Here is a 20760-nt window from a genome sequence, read left to right on the forward strand (position 1 = left end):
CGGCCGCCGACATCGGCACAACAGCGTCGCCCCGCCCCACACGGGCGGCGGCGGTCAGGCTCGCGCGGGGGGTCGACTCGGAATATGCTCCGGCTTGCCCGCACCCAGGCTGCGCGACTGGTCGAGCTTCTCGATGGCGGCGCGGAAGAGAGCATCCAGTGAGGTGAACCGCGCCGACCCGAGCCCGACCCCCACCCAGACCGCCTCGTAGGCTCCGGAGTCCAGCAGTTCGACGTAGGCGACGAGGCTCGCCACGTCGTGGCGCGCGACGCCGCGGTCGCACAGTCGCCACGCGCGGTCGCCGAGCGGCGTCAGGATCAATTGGTGGACGTCGTCGCGTTTCATGGCTGCTCCGTGTCACTCATGGCGATCGGCAGGCATGACCCGGCTGGATCCGACGCGCCGTTGGGCGTCGCGCTCGCGGCTGCGCTCGCTCGCCGTTCCGCGCGTCACGTCCCCGCTCTTCTCCGCGTCGCGGAGAGCTTCCGTGGCACGTGCGCCTTCGTCGCGGGTCTCATCGCTCCGCTTCGTGTCGGTCATCGTCGACCCCCCGGTCTCGCCCCCTGTGGTCCGAGCCTGCCCGGCACGCGACGAACCGCTGAGGGGGTTGACATGCGGGCAGCGCGGCGGCTAACAGGATCAGCTGTGGGCACAGGCCCTCACGCCGCGGGCTGCGGCGCTGCCTGTCGTGAGCGCTCGCGGGCCTCGGGCGCCCGATCAGGCGCCGCGAGGATGTAGATGTCGTCGAGGTCGAGAACCAGGCCGCCGTTGGAATTCGCAGCCGTCGCCAGACTCGCGAGCAGGACGTGATCGATCCGGGGCTCCTCGGCGGTGTCGAAGACGAAGCGCAGGGGAATCGACGGCTGGATCCAGACCGACGAACGGCCGGTCCCGTCGGCGTGGCGCCACGACAGCATGAAGCTCTCGTTGCGACGCAGCTTGGTGGCGACGACGATCTTCACGTGCGCGAGCAGATACTCGGGGATCTCTATCGGGCTGCCTTCGGAGCCGTAGATGAGTTCGGCCATGGTGAGCGCTCCTTCCGAAGGGTTCGGCCCAGTTTAGTTCGATATCAAACAATTTGTCCGTGAGAAATCTGTCATTTTACTTTTTGATACTGCGATTTTCGGTATCAAAGGTTCCGAAACAGAGAGTTTCATGGTCGAATATGTAGAGATCCGAGTAAATGAGCTCGCGGGGAGATCAGCCGGAGGGACGAATCGTGCGGGAAGAAGTGACGCCGCCCGGAGCCGGAGACAGCAGCCGGCCGGATGTGGCCGGGATCCTCGAACGGCTCCGGCTCGCCGACGTGAAGCTGGCGCGTCAGCGCGAGCAGCAGACGGGGATGAACGAGACCGACCGCGCTGCCATGCGATTTCTGCTCGAGCACCTCGACAACGCGGAGGTCACCCCCGGCATGATCGCGCGTGCCCTGCACCTGTCTCCCGCTTCCGGCACAGCATTGATCGACCGCCTCCTCGCGCGCGGTCTGGTCGTCGTCGAGAGCCACCCTTACGACCGCCGGAAGAAGCTGGTGCGGCCGTTCGATCGCGACACCGACCCAGACCATCTGGATCCGCTCACCCTACGGCTGCGCACACTCGCCGCGGAGCTTTCTGTACGGGAGGCGCGCATCGTGGCCACGTTCCTCGAGGACGTTCTCTCCTCCGTCACGCGCGCCGCCCTCACGGCGACCTGACGCGGCACTCGAGGTACGCGACCACTCGACGCGGGCGCACGGCGGAAGCGCGAGGGGGCGTGACGCGGGTCCGGACGTAGGCTGACGGGATGCGTGAATTCGGCCGAGGAATGGCCCATCTGGGGCAGGGCTTCGCCTACTGGCGGCGTCGTCCGGGGCTGATGGCGCTCGGCCTCGTTCCGGCCGCGATCGTCGGCCTCCTGTTCCTGTCGGGTCTCATCGCCCTCGGAACCTTCCTTCCGGCGATCACCGAGGCGATGACGCCCTTCGCCGACACATGGCCGGGAGTCTGGGCGGCCGTCTTCCGAGTCGCCGTCGGGACAGCGCTGCTCGGATCGGCGCTCGTCCTGGTCGCCGTCTCGTTCACCGCCCTGACGCTCGTGATCGGCGAGCCGTTCTACGACCGCATCTGGAAGGCGGTGGAGGCCGACCTGGGCGGGCGACGTGACGACGCAGGCTACGGTTTCTGGCGTTCCGTCACCGACGGAGCCTCGCTCATCGCGCGCGGTGCGGGAATCGCGCTGCTGGCCGCCCTGATCGGGCTCGTTCCCGTCGTGGGGAGCGCTCTGAGCGCCGTGTTCGGGGTCGCGTTCACCGGGTGGCTCGTCGCGGAGGAGCTGACTTCGCGGGCGCTCACGGCCCGCGGGCTGGCCCACGGCGAGCGGCGACGTCTGATGCGCCGGCACCCGGGCCGCGTCCTGGGTTTCGGTGTGGCGACGCAGCTCTGCTTCCTCGTACCGCTGGGAGCCGTCGTGGCCATGCCGGCGGCCGTGGCCGGGTCGACGCGTCTGGCGCGCTCGCTGCTCGACCCGCCCGTCACCCGGACTGGCGGGAGCTGACGCGGCTCAGGGGCGCAGCATCCGTCGGCCCACCGAACCCTGCGGCGACCTCGACGAGATGCGGCAGTGCCTGCTCGATCATCGACATCGTCGCCGTGAGCGAGACGCGGAAGTGCTCGGGCTGGTCGAAGAGCGTGCCGGGCATCACATAGACGTGCCGCTGCTCGAGAGCGCTGCAGAAGGCGACCGCGTCGCCCCCGGGCGCGCGCCCCCACAGGTAGAAGGTGCCTTCCGGTCTGGTGACCTGGAGCCCCGCCTGCGTGAGCGCCCCGTAGAGCCGATCGCGCTTGCGAGTGAGCTCGGCCATGTCGAGCGACAGCGTCTCGAGCTCGGGCACCGCGTACTGCATGACGGCGTCGGGGAATCCCCAGCCGATCGCGAGCCCCAGGGGGAACATGGCTGCGCGAAGCTCGTTGCGCTCGGCGGCGGGGAGGAGGGGCGAGAGCGCCAGGTAGCCGAGCCGCTGGCCGGGCGCCAGGAGCACCTTGCCGTAGCTGTAGTCGATGAGCGTCCACGGATAGGAGCCGGCCGGGCTGGCGAAGCCCGCCCCGTCGAAGCGGATGCGCCGGTAGGGCTCGTCCGAGAGCAGCCAGATCCGGCGACCGTGGGTGCGCGACGCCTGCTCGAGCACCTCGGCCAGCGCGTCCCACGCCGAGCGCGGATAGACGCGCCCGGTCGGGTTCGCGGGAGAGTTCACCACCACGACCCGTGTGCGGGGAGTGAGCGCGCGGGCGATCGCGTCGACGTCGAGGTCGAAGGTCTCGGGCTCCAGTGGTGCGCGAACGGGTGTCAGGTCGGCGGCGTACAGCATGGGCTCGTAGCAGAACCAGCCGGGCATCGGGATGACCACCTCGTCGCCCGCGTCGCACAGCAGTGCGAAAGCGAGCGACATCGCGCCGAACGCGCCCTGCGTCATGGCGATGTCGTCGGGCTCGAACGCCAAGCCGAGCTCCCCGCTGAGCGCCGACGCCACGACCTCCTGCGCCGGCCGCTCACTCGACTTGTACGCGAACCAGTTCACCGTGCGCGGCTCGGCCTGCGCGCGAAGGGCGGCCGGCAGGCCCGGCAGCGCCATCTCGTGCGGATTGCCGAACGTGAAGTCCAGCGCATGCTCGTCGTCGGCGAGCGCCTGGATGCGGCCGAAGAAGGAGGTGACGACGTCTACCGCCGCTTTTGCCGCAACCGCACGCGCCGACATCGCCGTCATCTTCGCCCCCAGCGCCGAATAGTGGTCGCGCCCAGCTTCCCAAGCCGCCCCGCATGCGTCAATGACCCTGCCGCCGATCGGTGGTTGCGGCGTCGCGCTGTCGAAACCGGCAGTTGCGCCCGAACGAAGCAGCCGCGAATGACGGTTTCGGCAGCGCGAGCAGCGGCGTCATCGCGACAACGGCAGCGAGTGCGGGTTTCGGCATCCACAGTCGTCGCTCATCCGCACGGTGCTAGCGTCGCGCACGGGAGTGGATGTGAGCGATCAACCGGGACTGGGGCTCGTGCTGGGAGGCGGGGGCGCGTTCGGCGCTGCTCACGTCGGCGTGCTCCAGGTGCTCGAGGAACGGGGCATCCGGCCGGGCATCGCGACGGGGACGAGCTCGGGCGCCCTGGTCGCTGCGGCCTACGCCGCGCGCCTCGGCTCCGACGCGATCGAGGCGGCCGCTCGCCGCTTCCGGTGGAGCGCCATCGCGCGATGGTCGCTGACGCCCCGGTGGGGTCTGCTCGACACGACCGGCATCGTCGACGCGGTCGCGCGCACACTGGGCGAAGACCCGCTCATCGAAGACCTCCCGCGGCGCTTCGCGGCCTTCGCGACGGACCTCCGCACCCGGCGCGGGGTGATCCTCGACGAGGGACCGCTGAGCACCGCGCTTCGCGCGACGGTAGCCGTCCCCGGGCTGCTGCCGCCCGTCCGCCGCGGGTCGGCGCTGCTCGCGGACGGCGGGATGATCGACAACGTGCCCGTCGAGGCCGCCCGCGCGCTCGGCGCTTCTCGCCTGATCGTCGTGCGACTCCACGCGAGATGGGAGAACGTCCGCATGATGCGCACCGTCACGCGCACCGCGGACCTCGCGCGCGATCCTTCCGTCGTGCTCGTCCAGCCCGAGATGGAGGGCATGGCGCAATGGACGATGACCGATGTGCCCCGCCTCATCGCCGAGGGTCGCCGGGCGGCGACGGCGGCGTTGGATGCTGCGGCGGAGCGCGAGCGCGATGCGGCGGTCGCGACGGCCGGCGAGGTGACCGAAGGGGCGACCCGCCGGCACGTGTCAGGCGATCACATGCGGGCGTAGCGCGCGCGGGCGAAGCAGAAGACGCCGTAGATGATGAGGCCCGCTGCGACCACCCACAGGATGACCTCGCCGAAGGGCAGTCCGGCGAGCGTGTGGAGGCCAGCATCCAGCCCTCCGGCGGTCTGCGGGTCGTGCGTCAGGGCCGCGACGACGAACAGCGCGCCCGCCGCAGCGACCGCGATCCCCTTCGCGATGTAGCCGACCACGCCGAAGGTGACGATGCCCTTGCGCGCGACGCCGGCCGGCAGGTCGAGGTGCTTCTCGAACGATCGGGTGGCTCCGCGCACGACGAAGGCGACGCCTACGGCGAAGATGATGAGGCCGATGAGCACGAGCAGGAAGATGCCGCCCCCGCTGCTCATGAGCCGGGCGCTGAAGGTCTGCGACGACTGGGAGGAGTCCGAGTTGCCGCCCAGTGCGTACACGAGCGCGGTGAAGGCGATGGCGAGGTACGCGACCGCCGTCCCGATGTACTTGATGCGGTAGCCCCACTTCTTCTTGGTGTCGGGGTTGCGTTCGAGGAACGCCTGCGCCACCTGCCACACGGCGAGCGCGGCGAGGCCGATGGCGATCGCCCAGAGGAGGAACACCCCGAGGGGAGTGCTGCGGATCGCCTCCATGGCGCCGCCCTGATCGGCCTCTCCGCCGCCGCCGGTGGCGACCGAGATGGCGATGAAGCCGATGACGATGTGCACGATGCCCAGCACGACGTAGCCGATGCGGGCGATGGTGCGGAACGCGGGCGACTCCGTCGCCGCCCGCGCCGCGTTCTTCGCAGTGGTCATTCGCGAAGCGTATCGCCGCGCGAAGCCGCAGGATGAGGGCTTGCAATCCGGCCGGGAACTGTGCTCAGGCGCCGGGATCCGCGGGCGAGGCCCTCATGGCCCTCCGTATGCGGAAGGCCTGCATCGCGCTCCACACCAAGCACGCCACCGCGATGCCCTCCAGCAGCCCCGCGAGCACGTCGCTCGCCCAGTGCGCGTGGAGGTAGGTGCGGCTCCACATCATCCAGACGACCCAGACCGCCCCGATCGTCCACACGTACCAGCGACGCAGCAGCAGCCCCAGCGTGATGGCCATGGTCGTCGCCACAGCGGTGTGACCGGACGGGAACGAGGTCGCCACGCTTTCGGCGAGTGACTCCGACGGCCGTACGCGCGCGATGATCGCGGCCATCGGGGCGCCGATCGCGGTCACGGTGATGATGGCGGCCGCGAGGGTCGCTGCATCCCACCACCGCCTTCGCCAAAGGAAGGCGAGAACGAGAAGGATTCCGACCACGGGGGCTCCGATCACGCCGCCGACGATGGACGGCACCCACGCGATCACCAGCCCCACGTCGTTCAGTCCCGCGAGCATGACGTCGTCCCACCAGACGTCGGCGGGAAGAGGATCGTGTCCGCCCAGCGCCACCACGAAGCGCAGCACGACGAACAGGACGGTGGCCACCACCCCGATGACCAGGACGGTCGCGCGGTGGGGATCGGGATGCGGAAGGGTCGTGTCGGGCGGCGCGGCAAGCGGCGCGCCGGTACCCGGGGGTTCGTCGTTGTGGCCCACGGCACCATTGTGGACGAGGCGCGACTCGCGCGCCCCCTCTTGCCGACAGCGGTCCTGTTGTCGTAGGGCCATTGACGTGCCGGACGTGCGCTGCTCTGATGAGCGCATGGAGTCGATCGTCGACGTCGACTATCTGGTAGTCGGGGCGGGGGCGATGGGCATGGCGTTCGTCGACGCCCTCACCGCTCACGCCGACGTGTCCGTGGCGGTCGTGGACCGCCGCCATGGGCCCGGGGGTCATTGGCTGGACGCGTACGGGTTCGTGCGGTTGCACCAGGCATCCGCCTTCTACGGGGTCGCCTCGACGCTCCTGGGCGGCGGCCGCGTGCAGTCCGAGGGACCGGAACGTGGGCTGCACGAACGCGCGCGAGCTGCCGAGGTGACGGAGTACTACGCGCGCGTTCTCGCACACCTGGTGAGGACAGGGCGGGTCGTCTTCCACGGTCGCACGGAGTATCTCGGTGACCGCCGGTTCGTGTCGCTGCTGAGCGGCAGACGGTTCCACGCTCCCCGGGCGCGCGTCGTCGACGCCCGCTACCTCTCGCCCGACATCCCCCTCCTCACTCCGCCGCCGTTCGCCGTCGAGGACGGCGCTCAGGTCGTCGCCGTCAACGAACTCGTGCGCATCGCGCAGGCGCCCGCGCACTACGTCATCGTGGGTGCCGGCAAGACGGCGACCGACACGTGCGTCTGGCTGCTCCACAACGGCGTCTCTCCCGACGCGATCACCTGGGTGCGGCCGCGCGACCCGTGGCTGCTCAACCGCGCCGTGGTGCAGCCCGACCCTGCGGTCTTCCTCGGCATGGCCGCCGACACCATGGCCGCCGCCGCGGAGTCCACCTCGGCCGACGACGTCTTCCTCCGCATGGAAGAGGCAGGGATCATGCTGCGCTTCGACACCGCGGTGACGCCGACCATGGCGAAGACCCCGACGCTCGCCACCTGGGAGCTCGAGCTCGCCCGAACGATCGAGGATGTGGTCCGCCTCGGTCATCTTCGCGCCGTGACGCCCACCCGCCTGGTGCTCGACGACGGCGAGGTGCGGGTGCCGGGCGGCACGCTCGTCGTCCATTGCGCCGCCGAAGGGCTGAAGTACCCGGGCCTGCGCCCGATCTGGAGCGCGGAGGCGATCACGCCGCAGCCGGTGCGGGTCGGCTTCCCCTGCTTCGGTGCCGCGCTCACCGGCTACGTGGAGGCCACCCGCGACGACGACGCCGAGAAGAACCGGGTGTGTCAGCCCTCCCCCTACTCGGACACGCCGGGCGACTGGGCGACGATGCAGGTGATCGGCGGAGACGCCTCCCTCGCGCTGACGCGCGACCCCGATCTGCGTGAGTGGGCCAACACCACCAGGCTCAACCCGTCGCGGATCCCCGAGGACCGTGCCGACGACCCCGCGGTCGTCGCCGCAAGATCGCGACTGAAGGAGTGGATCGCCCCCGGACGTGCGCGGCTGGCGGAGTACGCGGCGCGCGCCTGACCGGCGCGTCACTCAGTCCCAGTCGAGATACTCCTCGATGTTGACCGCCGTCTCGAAGACGTGCGTCAGCGGGAAGAGATGACCGGCGCCGGGGAGCGTCTTGACACTGGCACGACCGGGCGCAGCGGCGGCAAGTCGCTCGCCATTCGCGGCGGGGGTGATCTCGTCGTCGGCTCCCTGGATGATCAGCACCGGGAGCACCGGCGCCAGGGGGACGTCGACATCCTCGACTCCGAGCAGCAGCAGTCCGCCGGCGCGCTCCGGGTGCGCGGCCACTGCTGCACGCGCGACCGTGCCGCCGAAGCCGTGTCCGCCGATCCAGGCGTGCCCGAATCCGAGATGGTCCATGACGGCCGCGAGGTCGTCGACGCGGATGCCGAGCCCTGCGTCCGAGGAATCGGCGCGGTGGCCGATCCGCACGACGTGGAAGCCCGCCTCCTCGGCGAGGTAGTGCGCCACGACGGCCAGCGCGTCGTTCCCCTGGCCGGGCTCCGGGATGAGCACCAGCTTCACCGGGCCGTCACCCTCTTCGACGTAGGGGATGGCGCGGCCTTCGGGCTCGAAGATCCGGGTATCGGTCATGGCGCTGTCCTCTCGCGGGGTGCGTGGAATGGGTATCGGGAGGATGCGTCGCCCCACGAGAACATCGGCGGGGCGGGATGGCCTCAGACGTTGAAGCGGAACTCCACGACGTCGCCGTCCTGCATGACGTAGTCCTTGCCCTCGAGGCGGGCCTTGCCCTTCGAACGGGCCTCGACGACGGACCCCGTCTCGACGAGATCGTCGAACGAGATGACCTCCGCCTTGATGAAGCCCTTCTCGAAGTCGGTGTGGATGACACCCGCCGCCTGGGGCGCCTTCCATCCCTTGCCGATGGTCCAGGCGCGTGCCTCCTTGGGACCCGCCGTGAGGTAGGTCTGCAGGCCCAGCGTGTCGAAGCCGATGCGCGCGAGCTGGTCGAGCCCGGACTCGTCCTGCCCCGTCGAAGCGAGCAGCTCGGCCGCGTCGTCGGGGTCGAGATCGATCAGCTCCGACTCGATCTTCGCGTCGAGGAACACGGCCTGGGCGGGCGCGACGAGTGCCGCGAGCTCCGCCTTGCGGGCAGCATCCGTCAGCACCGCCTCGTCGACGTTGAAGACGAAGATGAAGGGCTTCGCGGTCAGGAGTCCGAGCTCCTTGATCGGCGACAGGTCGACCTTCGACGCCGAGAGCAGCTCACCACGCTGCAGCGCGTCGCGCGCCTCGACGGCCGCGGCCAGCACGGAGGGGTCGAGCTTCCTGCCCTTGACCTCCTTCTCGTACCGCGTGATCGCGCGCTCGAGCGTCTCGAGGTCTGCCAGCTGGAGCTCGGCGTTGATGGTCTCCATGTCGCTGCGGGGGTCGACCGCTCCCTCGACGTGCACGACGTCGTCGTCGGCGAACCCGCGCACCACCTGGGCGATGGCGTCGGCCTCGCGGATGTTCGCGAGGAACTTGTTGCCGAGACCTTCGCCCTCCGACGCGCCGCGCACGATGCCGGCGATGTCGACGAACGACACGGCGGCGGGCAGGATCCGCTCGGAGTGGAAGATCTCGGCGAGCTTCTCGAGCCGGGGGTCGGGCAGATTGACCACGCCGATGTTGGGCTCGATCGTCGCGAACGGGTAGTTCGCCGCGAGCACCTGGTTCTTGGTCAGGGCGTTGAAGAGGGTCGACTTGCCGACGTTCGGGAGACCGACGATTCCGATGGTGAGAGCCACGGGCATCCAGTCTAGAGGGGGATGGATGCCGCGCCCCGCGGCCACGTCTGCGCCCGCCGTTGCCCGGGGCCCGGGGCCGCGCGATACTGGGCGCGTGGACGAGTGCTGCGCACCGCGCCCGCCCGACGGCTACGACCGTGAGTTCGACGACCGGTTCGCCCGTCGTCTCGCGCGGGACTACCGACGTGACGGACTCACGCCGAGCGCTCAGCTCGTCCTGGAGTTCGCCGACTCCGTCGGCCTCACGGGCGCCTCCGTCCTCGAGATCGGCGGCGGCATCGGCGACATCCAGCTCGAGGCGCTGAAGCGGGGCGCTGTGCACACCACCAATGTCGAGCTCTCCTCCGCGTACGAGCCGGAGGCGATCCGGCTGCTGGACGAAGCCGGCTTGCGAGGCCGGGCCACGCGTGTGCTCGGCGTCGACCTCGCCGGCACCCCTGACGCCGTCCACCCGGCGGACATCGTGGTGCTGCACCGCGTCGTCTGCTGCTATCCCGACTATCGCCGCCTGCTGGGCGCCGCCGCCCAGCACGGAAGGCGCGCCGTGGTCTTCAGCCATCCGGGCAACGGTCTCTGGACGCGCGTCGCCGCCCGGTCGATCAACGCGCTCTACACGCTCACCGGCAACCCCTACCGGTCCTTCGCGCACGATCCGCGTGCCATGGAGGCCGTGCTCACCGGCCAGGGATTCGCGCCGCGGTACCGCGAGCGCAGCGGGCTCTGGCACATCGTCGGCGCGGTGCGCGCGTAACGGTCGACCCGCGGATCGGACTCGTCGCGGCGCGCGGCCGGTTCCCACGGGCGCGAGCATCCAGTCGACCGCCTCGCGCGGATAGTCGGGCCGCCCGGACTCGTAGACGCCGGCGGCGGAGCCGAACGACAGCGACATCTCCTCGCGACTGGCCATGGTCCGAGCCTGCGTCGAGGCCGTCGCACGGCGCGCCTCCGGCCGGTCGGGCCGGGCGCAGGCGAGTCTGGATCCGTGCCACTGGATTTCACCGCGATCGACTTCGAGACGGCGAACTCCAGCAACGCCTCCGCCTGCGCGGTGGGGCTCGTGCGGGTGCGCGACGGACGGATCGTCGAGAAGACGGGCTGGCTCATCCGTCCCCCGGCCGGACATGACGTCTTCTTCGAGCTGAACATCCGCATCCACGGAATCCAGCCCGAGCACGTCGCCGGCGCAGCCACGTGGAGCGACCAGCTCGCCGACATCATCGCCTTCGCCGGCGCCGACATCCTCGTCGCCCACAACGCCGGGTTCGACATGGCGGTGCTCAAGCGCGCGTGCGACGCCACCGGCGACGACTGCCCGCCGTACCGCTACGCCTGCAGCCTGCAGGTGGCCCGGAGGGTCTACCGGTTGGAGTCGTACCGGCTGCCGTTCGTCGCCGCCGAGGCGGGCTTCGCCGACTTCCCCCATCACAACGCCACCGCCGACGCCATGGCGTGCGCGCACGTGATGGTCGATGCCGCGCGCCGCGTGGGAGCGGACGACATCGAGACCCTCGCGAATGCGGTCGGTGTGCGGGTCTCGCAGATCTCGGTCGCCGACACTCACGCCGAGTCGTTCGCGATCGCCTGAGGACGGATGCCGCGGCACGGCGCCGAGGCGATGTCGGAAGGGTCGGGCACCCTGGAGCCATGGACGCAGTCGTGATCAGTGCGGTGGTGATCGTCTCCCTGCTCGTCGGGGCCGTCGCGGGGTGGGCGGCAGGCCTCGCGCGCGGCGCCGCCCGCGCCGCACGCGAACACGCCGCCCTCACGGCACGACTGGCGGCCTCCGACGCGGCGCGCGAGGGGGTTCAGGCCCAGCTCGACCACCAGCAGCTGCTCTATCGCGAGCTCGCGAGTCAGGCGCGTCACGACCAGGCGGCCCGCGAGGAGCGCGAGCGGCGCGAGCAGTCGGTGCTGCGGGCCCTCGCCCCGGTGCAGGAGACGCTGGCCGCGATGCACACCAAGGTCGATGAGCTCGAGCGCGACCGGCACACGCAGTTCGGCACGCTCGCGGAGCAGCTGCGCCGCGCGCACGAGTCCGACGAGGCGCTGCGGGCGACCACCGAATCGCTGGCGAGCGCGTTGAAGTCCGGAAGCACCCGCGGCGTCTGGGGCGAGACCCAGCTGCGCCGGGTGGTCGAGGCCGCCGGTCTCACGCGACACGTCGACTTCCACCTGCAGGCGTCGATCGCGACGGATGCCGGAGCCGGCCGTCCCGACATGGTCATACGTCTCCCCGGCGACAAGGCCATCGCCGTCGACGCGAAGGTGCCGCTGGACGCGTTCCTCGAGGCGAGCGCCATCCCGCTGACGGCACAGGGCGGCGAGGCGGCGCGGCGGCGGTCTCTGCTCGACAAGCACGTGAAGGCCGTGCGCGCCCACGTCGACGCCCTGGCCCGCAAGACCTACTGGGCCGGTCTGTCGTCGAGCCCCGAGTTCGTGGTGTGCTTCGTGCCGAGCGAATCGCTGCTCGCCGCCGCGCTCGAAGAGGACCCGGCGCTGCTCGACTACGCGTTCGGCAAGCGGGTGGCGCTCGCCTCGCCGGTCAACCTGTGGGCCGTGCTCAAGACGGTCGCGTACACCTGGACCCAGCAGGACGTCTCGCAAGAGGCGCGCGCGCTGTTCGATCTCGGCAACCAGCTGTACGAGCGCCTCGGGTCGCTCGCGTCGCACGCCGACGATCTGCGCCGCGCCATCGAGCGGACGGTCGACAGCTACAACCGGTTCGCCGGCTCGCTCGAGACTCGCGTGCTCGTCAGCGCGCGCAAGTTCCCCGGCATCGATGCGACCAAGCTCGACGCGGTGAGCGCGCCGCCCACCGTCGAGAAGAGCCCGCGGCGGCTCACCGCACCGGAGCTCCTCGATGAGACTCTCGCAGGCATCGACGACGTGTCGGAGTCGTCACCGACGGCGACCGCCGAGCTGGGCGAGGTCCGCGCACGGATCACATCGCCCGACTGAGCGCTCCGGCGGTCCGCCGAGCGCGGAGCCGGCCGTGTACGGAGGCTCTCAGGCGCCGCCGGGAACGAAGCTCAGCAGCACGATGACCGCCGCCGAGACACCGACGAAGGCGCCGACCATCCACCACGCGCTGATCTCGTGCCCCTCGTCGCGACGAACCCGCAGCAGCACATCGGGTCGGCGGGCGGGATCGATCGCGTTGGCGACCACCGCGTGCGCGCCCGTCTGGGGCGACGCAGGATCGGCTGACTGCGCAGACATCGTCCACTCCTCGCGTAGGAAACACCAACGTGTCCCCATCGACACCACACCCGATTGTGCCAGAGTTCCCCGGACGAGGGATCACGAACGGGTCACGGCGCGGTCACGTGTCGCACATGCGGATGCTGCGCGGGATCAGAGCCACTTCGAGACGAGGTGCTCCGAGGAGATGCGGCGCAGGGTGCCTGAGGCGCCGCGGAGCACCACGCTCTCGGTGTACAGGTACGCGCCTTCGCGGCGGACGCCGGCCACGAGCGCACCGTCGGTGACGCCGGTCGCGACGAAGATCGTGTTGTTCCCCTTGACCAGCTCGTCGGCCTCGTAGACGTGGCCGTCGAGCTTCAGCCCGGCGTCGATCCCGCGCTGCTTCTCATCGTCGTCGCGAGGCCAGAGCCGCCCTTGGATGTGGCCACCCAGCGCCTTGATCGCGCAGGCCGTTACGATGCCCTCGGGGCTGCCTCCCACTCCGACGCACATGTCGGTCCGCGCGTTGTGCCGGGCGGCGTTGATGCCTCCGGCGACATCGCCGTCGCTCATCAGCCGCGTGCCGGCGCCCGCCTCGCGGATCTCCTCGATCAGCTGCTCGTGCCGCGGCCGGTGCAGCACCGACACGACGAGCTCGTCGACGGGCTTGCCGAGGGCCTTGGCCAGCCGGCGGATGTTCTCCCCGATGGGGAGCCGGATGTCGACCACTCCCACTCCCGCCGGACCGGTCACGAGCTTGTCCATGTAGAACACCCCGGAAGCGTCGAGCATCGTGCCGTGATCCGAGACGGCGATGACCGACAGCGCGTTGTTACGGCCCGCGGCTGTCAGCGAGGTCCCGTCGATCGGGTCGACGGCGACGTCCGCCCGCGGCCCGCGGCCGTTGCCGACGCGCTCACCGTTGAAGAGCATCGGCGCCTCGTCCTTCTCGCCCTCGCCGATGACGATGGTGCCGTCGAAGTTGACGGTGGTGAAGAAGGCCCGCATGGCGTCGACGGCGGCGCCGTCCGCCGCCTCCTTCGCCCCTCGGCCGATGAAGGGCACCGCCCGGATCGCCGCCGCTTCCGTCGCGCGGACGAGCTCCAGCGCGAGGTTGCGGTCGGGGTGGAGGGGGCTCATATCCGCGGTCAGGCTCACCATGCGGTCAGCCTACTCAGACTGTCGTCCCCTCCCCCGAAATTTCACGTCCCGCGCCACGAAGGATTCGCCGTTCTTTCCGAACCCGCAGGGACGTCGGTTTCCCGCGGGCGTCGGCGGGCGGCATCCGTCGCGTCATCCCAGCCCTTCGGTAGAGTTTGCCGTGACGCCCGCATCGATCACACAGCCTTGAGCCCAAGGCAGACAGAGGAGCACTCATGCCCGTCGCCACCCCCGAGCAGTACGCCGACATGCTGGACCGCGCGAAGGCCGGTGGCTTCGCGTATCCGGCGATCAACGTCGCCAGCTCGCAGTCGATCAACGCCGTGCTGCAGGGTCTGACCGAAGCAGGCTCCGACGGCATCATCCAGGTCACGACCGGTGGCGCCGACTACTTCGCCGGCCACACCGTCAAGGCTCGCGCCACAGGCGCCCTCGCCTTCGCGAAGTTCGCGACCGAGGTCGCCAAGAGCTACCCGATCACGGTCGCCCTCCACACCGACCACTGCCCCAAGCCCGCGCTCGCCGACTTCGTGCTGCCGCTCATCGAGGCGTCGGAGGAAGAGGTGAAAGCCGGCCGCAACCCCATCTTCCAGTCGCACATGTGGGACGGCTCGGCGGTCCCGCTCGACGAGAACATCGAGATCGCGAAGGACCTGCTCCCCCGCCTGAAGAACATCAACGCCATCCTCGAGGTCGAGATCGGCGTCGTGGGCGGCGAAGAGGACGGCGTGCAGCACGAGGGCTCCAACGAGGCGCTGTACACGACGGTCGCCGACGTGACCAAGGCCGTGGAGGCGCTCGGTCTCGGCGAGAACGGCCGCTACATCTCCGCCCTGACGTTCGGCAACGTGCACGGCGTCTACAAGCCCGGCAACGTCAAGCTCCGACCCGAGCTGCTCGGCGAGATCCAGGAGGGCATCGCGGCCAGGTTCGGCACCGGCCCCAAGCCGCTCGACCTCGTCTTCCACGGCGGCAGCGGCTCGACCGACGAGGAGATCGCTCTCGCCGTCGCCAACGGCGTCGTGAAGATGAACATCGACACCGATACCCAGTACGCGTTCACCCGCGCGGTCGCGGGCTTCATGTTCCAGAACTACGACGGGGTGCTGAAGGTCGACGGCGAGGTGGGCAACAAGAAGGCCTACGACCCGCGCGCCTGGGGCAAGATCGCCGAGTCGGCGATGGCCGCCCGCGTGGTGGAGGCCACCCAGCAGCTCGGCTCGGCCGGCAAGAGCCTCGGCGCGTAACGCGCGGTATTCACGGATGCCTCGGCCCGGCCGCCTCGCAGCCGGGGTCGGGGCATTCGTGCGTCCCGAGTGCAGCTGAGCGTGTGCGAGCGCTCAGGCATGGCCGCGACCGCGGCGATGTCGGAGGGTGGTTCTAGGCTCTGGTTAAGAGATCGAGCTCGTGCCCACTTCGTTCGGTCTTCCGTCGCACCCCTCGGGGTGCTGTTCAGCGGGAGCATCATGGGCCAGCGGGTCGACACCGACGACGCGACCTGGGGTGCGCTCGAGCGCGTCGTCGCCGAGGTGCAGTCCACGCGTGCTCGGATCGCGCGGCTGCAGGCGGTGGAGGCGCGGTTGTTGACGGATGCCGCCGACATCGTCCGCGCCCGGGAACAGGCGCGACGAGCTGCCGGCCGGAAGAGCCCGCACGACCTGCCGCTGCGGGAGGTCGCCGCCGAGCTGGGCGCCGCGATGCGCCTGAGCGACCGCACGGTGCAGGCGCGGATGTCTGCTGCCAGCACGCTCCGCGAGGGCTTCGAGGCGACGTTCGCGGCGCTGAGCCAGGGGCGTATCGACCTCGGGCATGCGACCGCGATCGTCGACGCGGGGGCGGTCATCGGCGACCTGCTGATGCGTGAACAGTACGAGCGGATCGTGCTGGAGGCGGCCCGGTTCGAGACCCCGCATCGTCTGCGCGCCATCGCCCGGGTGGTCGCGGCGCGCATCGATCCGGAACTGGCGGAGGAGCTGCGGCGCCGCGCGGCCGGAGCCCGCCGCATCCGGGTGATCGACCTCGAGGACGGCATGGCTCGGCTGCTCGCCGAGCTTCCCGCCGTGCTCGCGCACGCCATCTACGACCGGCTCACCCGAATGGCCGAAGCCGAACGCGACGCCGAGCGAGCCGCCGAGGTAACAGCGGCCGCGCAGATGACAGCCGCGGAGATCACGGCCGCGGACGCAATCGCTGCCACGACCAGCGCGACCGGCGGTGCGGATGCGAAGCCGGCAGCTGCCCTGACCAGCGCGACAGACACTGCCGACGCGGAGCTTGCAGCTGCCGCGACAGACACCGCGGTCACCGCGGACACCGCGGACACCGCGGCGGAGCCTCCCGACGACGCCGAACCCTCGCCCGCAGACGCCCCGGACGCTGTCACAGACCTCCCTGCCGACCTCGCGCAATGCCGGCCGCCGGTGACCACCGGCCCGCACAACGATGAGCGATCGCTGGACGAGCTCCGCGCCGACCTGTTCGCCGACCTGATCCTCACCGGCACACCCGCCGGCCACGGCCAGGAGGGCGCGCTGGCCGCCATCCGCGCCGAGGTGCAGATCACGATCCCCGTGCTCACCGCGGCCGGGAAGGGGGACGAGCCCGCCCTGCTGGCCGGGTACGGGCCGATCGACCGTGAGACCGCGTGCGTGCTCGCCGCGGGCGCCACCGGTTGGGACAGGGTGATGTACCACCCGCACAGCGGACTCCCCCTGGCCGTCGACCGATACCGACCGAACGCCGCGCTGCGAAGATTCCTCCGCGCCCGGGATCAACGCTGCCGATTCCCCGGATGCCCCCGCCGGCCCTCGCGATCGGACATCGACCACACCATCGACCGCGCCATCGGTGGTCACACCGCCGACGACAACCTCGCCCACCTCTGCCGACGACACCACACCCTCAAGCACGCCACCGCCTGGCGCGTCAGGCAACTCGGCGGGGGCGCCCTGGAATGGATCAGCCCAACCCAGCGCCGCTACGTCGACAAACCGGTCTCCACCGTGCAGTTCGTCCCCTCCCGCGTCTTCGACCGGCTTCTCTCCGCCACGTACGACGGCGAGGCACCGTTCTGATGAACATTCACGTCGGCCGCCCCGCGCCTCCCCCCGTGCCAGCACCGCCCGTGCCGGCTCCGCGCGCAGCGCTACTCAGGGTCGGTGTAGCGGTCGAGCAGCCCGGGGGCGCCCGCGGGGCGATTCACAACGACGATCTCGTCGCCCGCCCTCACGGTTCCCCCGCGAAGGACCCGCAGGTACGGGCCGAGCCGGCGCTCGCTCGAGAACCGCCTGACCCACCCGCGGGCATCCGACCCGCCGACCCAGCGAGCGAACGTCTGGCAGGGGGTCCGCGGCATCGTGACCTCGACCTCCATCCGCGCCCCGATCCGCCAGCGCTCTCCGATGAGGGCCGCGTTGACGTCCAGCCCTTCGATCCGCAGGTTCTCGCCGAACCAGCCGGGCGGCAGCTCGCGGCCGAGCTCCGCCTCCCAGAACGCGGCGTCCTCCTGCGCGTAGGCGTACAGGGCCTTGTCGAGACCGCCGTGGTGCTTGCGGTCTGCCTGCACATCGGCCCGCACGCCGTACGGTCCGATCCGCACCGCACCCTCGATCGGGCGCTTGTCGATCGCCGTCACCCCGTTGTAGCCCGCGTCCGGCCGGAGCTGTCGGACTGCGCAGACGGCGAGGAGGCGTGGCATCCGCTCATCCTAGCCACGCGGCAACCGCGCGACGGTGGTCACTCCCCCGGATCCCCGCCGACCTCGCCGCGCAGGAGCACGCGGCCGTCCTGTACGGCACGGACCTCTATCGAGGCGATCTCCGCGCGATCGAGGGCGGTGCCGGCGTCGAGGCGGGCCGTCGTCCCAGGCCCCGCGCGCCACGACGACAGCTCGCTGGTGACCCCGTCCGTTGATGTGACGACCAGCACGTACGGCCATTCCTGGTCGGCGGCGTACGGGTCTCGGCTCGGCGGATAGTGGCACGTCATCTGGATACGCGTGCCCCACGCGACCTCGGTGAGCTCGACCTTCGCCGTCAACGGCACGTCGGTCACCGCCTGGAGCGCGACGATCTCCTCCGGAGGCGTGGCGGGTGCGGTGGCGGTCGCCACGCCGAACGCGACCAGGACGGCGAGCACCGCAGCGGCGGCGAGACCACCGGCCCACGCGACCGCCCGGCCGCGGCGCGCTTCGCGCCTGCCCCGGGCGACCACGCGCTCCCTCCCCGACGGATCGGGACCGGCAGTCTCGCCCGGCTCGAGAAGCGCCTCGGCACGGTCGCCGGTCACGCGTGAGAGCAGCCCGAGCGTAGGCGCCAGCCCCGCGATCGCCTCGCGGCAGGTGCGGCACTCGTCGAGATGCGCCTCGTAGAGGCGGCGGTCGTCCGGGCTGAGAGAGCGCACGACGTACGCGGCGTCCCACTCGGCGAACTGCGCGTGGTCCGTCTTCATCGCGTCACCCCCTTCTCCTGCAAGCCGAGGCGGAGGGCCCGCAGCCCGTAGTGCAGCCGCGACTTGACGGTGCCCTCCGGGATCTCGAGCTCGTCCGCCATCTCTGCGACGGAGAGCCCGCGGTAGTAGGCGCGCACCACGACGGCCCGATGCTCGATGGTGAGTCCCGCGAGCGCCTCCTCGACCAGGATCGCCTCGAACAGCGCATCCGTCCCATCCGACGCGGTGCGCTCCGGCACCTCCGCGACGCCGATCTCGCGGCGCCGCCGGGCGCTGCGCGCCTCGTCGATGACGAGGTGGCGAGCGACCGTGAACATCCACGAGCGGGTCGTCGACGGTTCCTGCTCCAGGATCTTCGGCGTCCGCCACGCCCTCAGCAGCGTCTCCTGCACGATGTCGTCGGCCCCGGCACGGTCGCCGGTCAAATGCACGACATAGCGCCAGACCGGCCCCGCGTGCTCGTCGTACAGTGCGGCCAGCCGCGCGGCGTCGCGGCTCGCGGCCCTGTCGCGTCGCTCCACGCTGTCGTGCGGCATCCGTCACCTCCCGCAGGAGACACGAGGTGCGCCGCCTGCAGGTTCAGGTGGATCGCGCCGCCCCGCGCCGTCACCGACGAGTATGCACCCGCGGCCGCCCGCGACACGGGCGTGGCACCCCTGGTCAGCCGTTCACGCTGCTGACGATCGCATTCCACACCACCGGGTCGTTCACGAGCGGAATGAGCATGAGCGTGCCGGCGACGAAGGTGAAGACGATGCCCGCGGCGAGCGGGATCCACCAGGTCAGGCGCCCGCGGCGCATGCTCCACAGCGACACCGCGGCCGTCGCGCACCAGCCGATCGCGAGCACGACCGCGGCGGCGATGCCCCACGGCCTGCCGGCCGCGGGATCGGAGAGCTGCGCATCGACACCGAGCATCGTGAGCATCGTCTCGGCGTAGGAGCCGTAGTCGGCCATCGCCGTGACGGACGAGATGACGTTGACGAGACCGTAGGCGAGAAGCGCGAACGTCACGATGCGGTCGACCGGGCGGGGTTTGCCGGCAGCGCCGGGAGGCGGCGACGGGATGCCGGAGCCCGGCGCATCGGTCATGACGGGCGCCGGCGGCTGCGTCCGCGAGGGAGGAGGCTCCTGGATGCGCGCGCGCTGCTCCTCCGGTGTGGCGTACTCACCGTACTGGGGGCGCGGACGCGAGGGATCCGGACCGTGCGCTCCGGGCTGCGGCGGCTCCTGCCCCGGCGGGCGCGATCCAGCGGAGGCGTCGGTCATGCGCGTGCCCGGCCGCCGAGCGCCCGGTCGTCGCGCTTGCCCGCGGCATCCTGGCGCAGCTCCTTCGGCAGGGAGAACATCAGGTCCTCCTCCGCCGTGCGCACCTCCTCGACGTCGCGGTAGCCTGCGGCCGCCAGATCGTCGAGCACCTGCTGCACCAGCACCTCCGGCACCGAGGCGCCGCTCGTGACCCCGACCGTCTCGACGCCCTCGAGCCAGGCCTGCTCGACCTCGTCGGCGTAGTCCACGCGGTACGCGGCCTTCGCGCCGTACTCGAGCGCGACCTCGACCAGGCGCACGCTGTTCGACGAGTTCGCCGAACCGACGACGATCACCAGGTCGGCGTCCTTCGCCACCTTCTTGATGGCGACCTGGCGGTTCTGCGTGGCGTAACAGATGTCGTCCGACGGCGGATCCTGAAGCTCGGGGAACCGGGCCCGCAGCCGCCGCACGGTCTCCATGGTCTCGTCGACCGAGAGCGTCGTCTGCGACAGCCACACGACCTTCGACGGATCGCGCACCTCGATGAGGTCGGCCTCGTCGGGCGAGTTGACGATCGTGACGTGGTCGGGCGCCTCGCCCGCAGTGCCCTCGACCTCTTCATGCCCGACGTGACCGATGAGGAGGATCTCGAAATCGTCGCGGGCGAATCGCACGGCCTCGCGGTGCACCTTGGTGACGAGCGGGCAGGTGGCGTCGATGGCGCGCAGACCGCGGTCGGATGCCGCATTCACCACGGCGGGCGACACCCCGTGGGCGCTGAACACGACGTGGGCGCCCGCGGGCACCTCGTCGACCTCCTCGACGAAGATCGCGCCCTTCTTCTCGAGCTCGGTTACGACGTGGATGTTGTGGACGATCTGCTTGCGCACGTACACCGGAGCACCGAAGCGCTCGAGCGCCTTCTCGACGGCGATGACGGCGCGGTCCACGCCCGCGCAGTATCCGCGGGGCGATGCCAGGAGCACCCGCTTCTGTCCGGTCCCGGCGATATCCTGGAGCGGTTCACGCCGCCGCGGGATGCGCGGGACGGGCATGCTCACAGGGGGCCGACTCGCCTGGGTCTGTCCCACGGTGCTGATGCTCACGCCTCGAT

23 protein-coding genes are annotated in these 20760 nt (G+C 70.8%); 9 read left to right on the plus strand and 14 right to left on the minus strand.

The window, feature by feature from the left end:
* Positions 1-54: 54 nt before the first annotated feature.
* Positions 55-345, minus strand: coding sequence for a hypothetical protein (locus ACN9MP_RS11445; protein ID WP_426320284.1), 291 nt, complete (start codon positions 343-345; stop codon positions 55-57).
* Positions 346-659: 314 nt separating this feature from the next.
* Positions 660-1028 carry a hypothetical protein gene (locus ACN9MP_RS11450; RefSeq protein ID WP_426320285.1) on the minus strand — a complete coding sequence of 123 codons (369 nt, stop codon included), beginning with the start codon at positions 1026-1028 and terminating at the stop codon, positions 660-662.
* A 194-nt stretch (positions 1029-1222) separates the two neighbouring features.
* Here ACN9MP_RS11450 and ACN9MP_RS11455 point away from each other — a divergent pair, with 194 nt between their 5' ends.
* The gene (locus ACN9MP_RS11455) at positions 1223-1699 is read left to right on the plus strand and encodes a MarR family winged helix-turn-helix transcriptional regulator (protein WP_426320287.1); all 477 of its coding nucleotides are present in this window, start codon (positions 1223-1225) and stop codon (positions 1697-1699) included.
* Between the two features lie 89 nt (positions 1700-1788).
* Positions 1789-2538, plus strand: a complete 750-nt coding sequence (locus ACN9MP_RS11460) for an EI24 domain-containing protein (protein WP_426320289.1) — start codon at positions 1789-1791, stop codon at positions 2536-2538.
* Here ACN9MP_RS11460 and ACN9MP_RS11465 read toward each other — a convergent pair.
* Complete coding sequence (locus tag ACN9MP_RS11465) at positions 2516-3745, minus strand: aminotransferase class I/II-fold pyridoxal phosphate-dependent enzyme (protein WP_426320291.1); 1230 nt, start codon at positions 3743-3745, stop codon at positions 2516-2518. The two genes, ACN9MP_RS11460 and ACN9MP_RS11465, sit on opposite strands and share 23 nt — an antisense overlap.
* A gap of 256 nt (positions 3746-4001) precedes the next feature.
* On the opposite strand from ACN9MP_RS11465, the gene ACN9MP_RS11470 reads away from it, so the two are divergent.
* Positions 4002-4823, plus strand: coding sequence for a patatin-like phospholipase family protein (locus ACN9MP_RS11470; RefSeq protein ID WP_426320293.1), 822 nt, complete (start codon positions 4002-4004; stop codon positions 4821-4823).
* Here ACN9MP_RS11470 and ACN9MP_RS11475 read toward each other — a convergent pair.
* Entirely contained in the window at positions 4808-5608 is an 801-nt protein-coding gene (locus tag ACN9MP_RS11475) for a DUF1206 domain-containing protein (protein WP_426320295.1), read from the minus strand. The two genes, ACN9MP_RS11470 and ACN9MP_RS11475, sit on opposite strands and share 16 nt — an antisense overlap.
* Before the next feature lie 64 nt (positions 5609-5672).
* A complete protein-coding gene (locus tag ACN9MP_RS11480; protein WP_426320297.1) occupies positions 5673-6383 on the minus strand; it encodes a phosphatase PAP2 family protein in 711 nt (236 codons plus the stop codon).
* Between the two features lie 106 nt (positions 6384-6489).
* On the opposite strand from ACN9MP_RS11480, the gene ACN9MP_RS11485 reads away from it, so the two are divergent.
* Positions 6490-7863 carry an NAD(P)-binding protein gene (locus tag ACN9MP_RS11485; protein ID WP_426320298.1) on the plus strand — a complete coding sequence of 458 codons (1374 nt, stop codon included), beginning with the start codon at positions 6490-6492 and terminating at the stop codon, positions 7861-7863.
* Between the two features lie 12 nt (positions 7864-7875).
* On the opposite strand, the gene ACN9MP_RS11490 is transcribed toward ACN9MP_RS11485, so the two are convergent.
* Positions 7876-8445: an alpha/beta fold hydrolase gene (locus tag ACN9MP_RS11490; protein ID WP_426320300.1), complete on the minus strand. Its 570-nt coding sequence runs from the start codon at positions 8443-8445 to the stop codon at positions 7876-7878.
* Between the two features lie 83 nt (positions 8446-8528).
* A complete protein-coding gene (gene ychF, locus ACN9MP_RS11495; RefSeq protein ID WP_426320302.1) occupies positions 8529-9602 on the minus strand; it encodes a redox-regulated ATPase YchF in 1074 nt (357 codons plus the stop codon).
* A gap of 94 nt (positions 9603-9696) precedes the next feature.
* Between ychF and ACN9MP_RS11500 the strand changes: the two genes are divergently transcribed.
* The 3 genes from ACN9MP_RS11500 to ACN9MP_RS11510 all read left to right on the plus strand — a co-directional run bounded on the left by ACN9MP_RS11500 (position 9697) and on the right by ACN9MP_RS11510 (position 12560).
* Positions 9697-10353 carry an SAM-dependent methyltransferase gene (locus ACN9MP_RS11500; protein ID WP_426320304.1) on the plus strand — a complete coding sequence of 219 codons (657 nt, stop codon included), beginning with the start codon at positions 9697-9699 and terminating at the stop codon, positions 10351-10353.
* Between the two features lie 231 nt (positions 10354-10584).
* Positions 10585-11187 carry a 3'-5' exonuclease gene (locus ACN9MP_RS11505; protein ID WP_426320306.1) on the plus strand — a complete coding sequence of 201 codons (603 nt, stop codon included), beginning with the start codon at positions 10585-10587 and terminating at the stop codon, positions 11185-11187.
* Between the two features lie 59 nt (positions 11188-11246).
* A complete protein-coding gene (locus ACN9MP_RS11510; protein ID WP_426320307.1) occupies positions 11247-12560 on the plus strand; it encodes a DNA recombination protein RmuC in 1314 nt (437 codons plus the stop codon).
* Positions 12561-12608: 48 nt separating this feature from the next.
* On the opposite strand, the gene ACN9MP_RS11515 is transcribed toward ACN9MP_RS11510, so the two are convergent.
* Together ACN9MP_RS11515 and glpX are read right to left on the minus strand one after the other, a co-directional pair.
* Positions 12609-12821 carry a UDP-N-acetylmuramyl pentapeptide phosphotransferase gene (locus ACN9MP_RS11515; protein WP_426320309.1) on the minus strand — a complete coding sequence of 71 codons (213 nt, stop codon included), beginning with the start codon at positions 12819-12821 and terminating at the stop codon, positions 12609-12611.
* Positions 12822-12956: 135 nt separating this feature from the next.
* Complete coding sequence (gene glpX / locus ACN9MP_RS11520; protein ID WP_426320311.1) at positions 12957-13946, minus strand: class II fructose-bisphosphatase; 990 nt, start codon at positions 13944-13946, stop codon at positions 12957-12959.
* 215 nt (positions 13947-14161) lie between these two features.
* Between glpX and fbaA the strand changes: the two genes are divergently transcribed.
* Positions 14162-15193 carry a class II fructose-bisphosphate aldolase gene (gene fbaA, locus ACN9MP_RS11525; protein ID WP_426320313.1) on the plus strand — a complete coding sequence of 344 codons (1032 nt, stop codon included), beginning with the start codon at positions 14162-14164 and terminating at the stop codon, positions 15191-15193.
* Between the two features lie 99 nt (positions 15194-15292).
* On the plus strand, positions 15293-17020 hold the full coding sequence (locus ACN9MP_RS11530) for a DUF222 domain-containing protein (protein WP_426320314.1): 1728 nt from the start codon (positions 15293-15295) through the stop codon (positions 17018-17020).
* Positions 17021-17091: 71 nt separating this feature from the next.
* Here the strand turns inward: ACN9MP_RS11530 and ACN9MP_RS11535 are convergent, their stop codons facing one another.
* From ACN9MP_RS11535 to ACN9MP_RS11555, 5 genes are all read right to left on the minus strand, one after another.
* Positions 17092-17643: an MOSC domain-containing protein gene (locus tag ACN9MP_RS11535; protein ID WP_426320316.1), complete on the minus strand. Its 552-nt coding sequence runs from the start codon at positions 17641-17643 to the stop codon at positions 17092-17094.
* Between the two features lie 38 nt (positions 17644-17681).
* A complete protein-coding gene (locus tag ACN9MP_RS11540; protein WP_426320318.1) occupies positions 17682-18395 on the minus strand; it encodes a zf-HC2 domain-containing protein in 714 nt (237 codons plus the stop codon).
* Positions 18392-18931, minus strand: coding sequence for a sigma-70 family RNA polymerase sigma factor (locus ACN9MP_RS11545; protein ID WP_426320320.1), 540 nt, complete (start codon positions 18929-18931; stop codon positions 18392-18394). The genes ACN9MP_RS11540 and ACN9MP_RS11545 overlap by 4 nt, the downstream gene beginning before the upstream one ends.
* A 124-nt stretch (positions 18932-19055) precedes the next feature.
* Complete coding sequence (locus ACN9MP_RS11550; protein WP_426320322.1) at positions 19056-19664, minus strand: DUF6264 family protein; 609 nt, start codon at positions 19662-19664, stop codon at positions 19056-19058.
* A complete protein-coding gene (locus ACN9MP_RS11555) occupies positions 19661-20701 on the minus strand; it encodes a 4-hydroxy-3-methylbut-2-enyl diphosphate reductase (RefSeq protein ID WP_426325996.1) in 1041 nt (346 codons plus the stop codon). The genes ACN9MP_RS11550 and ACN9MP_RS11555 overlap by 4 nt, the downstream gene beginning before the upstream one ends.
* Positions 20702-20760 lie beyond the last annotated feature (59 nt).

It is taken from the genome of Microbacterium sp. E-13 (assembly GCF_049912955.1).
In the GTDB taxonomy this organism is placed as follows: Bacteria; Actinomycetota; Actinomycetes; order Actinomycetales; family Microbacteriaceae; genus Microbacterium.

Excerpts from the sequence above, each read along its gene's own strand:
- ACN9MP_RS11535 (WP_426320316.1), bottom strand. The coding sequence starts at position 17,643 with ATGCCACGCCTCCTCGCCGTCTGCGCAGTCCGACAGCTCCGGCCGGAC.
- ACN9MP_RS11460 (WP_426320289.1), top strand. The coding sequence starts at position 1,789 with ATGCGTGAATTCGGCCGAGGAATGGCCCATCTGGGGCAGGGCTTCGCC.
- ACN9MP_RS11450 (WP_426320285.1), bottom strand. The coding sequence starts at position 1,028 with ATGGCCGAACTCATCTACGGCTCCGAAGGCAGCCCGATAGAGATCCCC.
- ACN9MP_RS11540 (WP_426320318.1), bottom strand. The coding sequence starts at position 18,395 with ATGAAGACGGACCACGCGCAGTTCGCCGAGTGGGACGCCGCGTACGTC.
- ACN9MP_RS11445 (WP_426320284.1), bottom strand. The coding sequence starts at position 345 with ATGAAACGCGACGACGTCCACCAATTGATCCTGACGCCGCTCGGCGAC.
- ACN9MP_RS11475 (WP_426320295.1), bottom strand. The coding sequence starts at position 5,608 with ATGACCACTGCGAAGAACGCGGCGCGGGCGGCGACGGAGTCGCCCGCG.
- ACN9MP_RS11510 (WP_426320307.1), top strand. The coding sequence starts at position 11,247 with ATGGACGCAGTCGTGATCAGTGCGGTGGTGATCGTCTCCCTGCTCGTC.
- ACN9MP_RS11545 (WP_426320320.1), bottom strand. The coding sequence starts at position 18,931 with ATGCCGCACGACAGCGTGGAGCGACGCGACAGGGCCGCGAGCCGCGAC.
- ACN9MP_RS11465 (WP_426320291.1), bottom strand. The coding sequence starts at position 3,745 with ATGACGGCGATGTCGGCGCGTGCGGTTGCGGCAAAAGCGGCGGTAGAC.
- fbaA (WP_426320313.1), top strand. The coding sequence starts at position 14,162 with ATGCCCGTCGCCACCCCCGAGCAGTACGCCGACATGCTGGACCGCGCG.
- ACN9MP_RS11485 (WP_426320298.1), top strand. The coding sequence starts at position 6,490 with ATGGAGTCGATCGTCGACGTCGACTATCTGGTAGTCGGGGCGGGGGCG.
- ACN9MP_RS11515 (WP_426320309.1), bottom strand. The coding sequence starts at position 12,821 with ATGTCTGCGCAGTCAGCCGATCCTGCGTCGCCCCAGACGGGCGCGCAC.
- ACN9MP_RS11490 (WP_426320300.1), bottom strand. The coding sequence starts at position 8,445 with ATGACCGATACCCGGATCTTCGAGCCCGAAGGCCGCGCCATCCCCTAC.
- ACN9MP_RS11550 (WP_426320322.1), bottom strand. The coding sequence starts at position 19,664 with ATGACCGACGCCTCCGCTGGATCGCGCCCGCCGGGGCAGGAGCCGCCG.
- ACN9MP_RS11530 (WP_426320314.1), top strand. The coding sequence starts at position 15,293 with ATGGCCGCGACCGCGGCGATGTCGGAGGGTGGTTCTAGGCTCTGGTTA.
- ACN9MP_RS11555 (WP_426325996.1), bottom strand. The coding sequence starts at position 20,701 with ATGCCCGTCCCGCGCATCCCGCGGCGGCGTGAACCGCTCCAGGATATC.
- glpX (WP_426320311.1), bottom strand. The coding sequence starts at position 13,946 with ATGGTGAGCCTGACCGCGGATATGAGCCCCCTCCACCCCGACCGCAAC.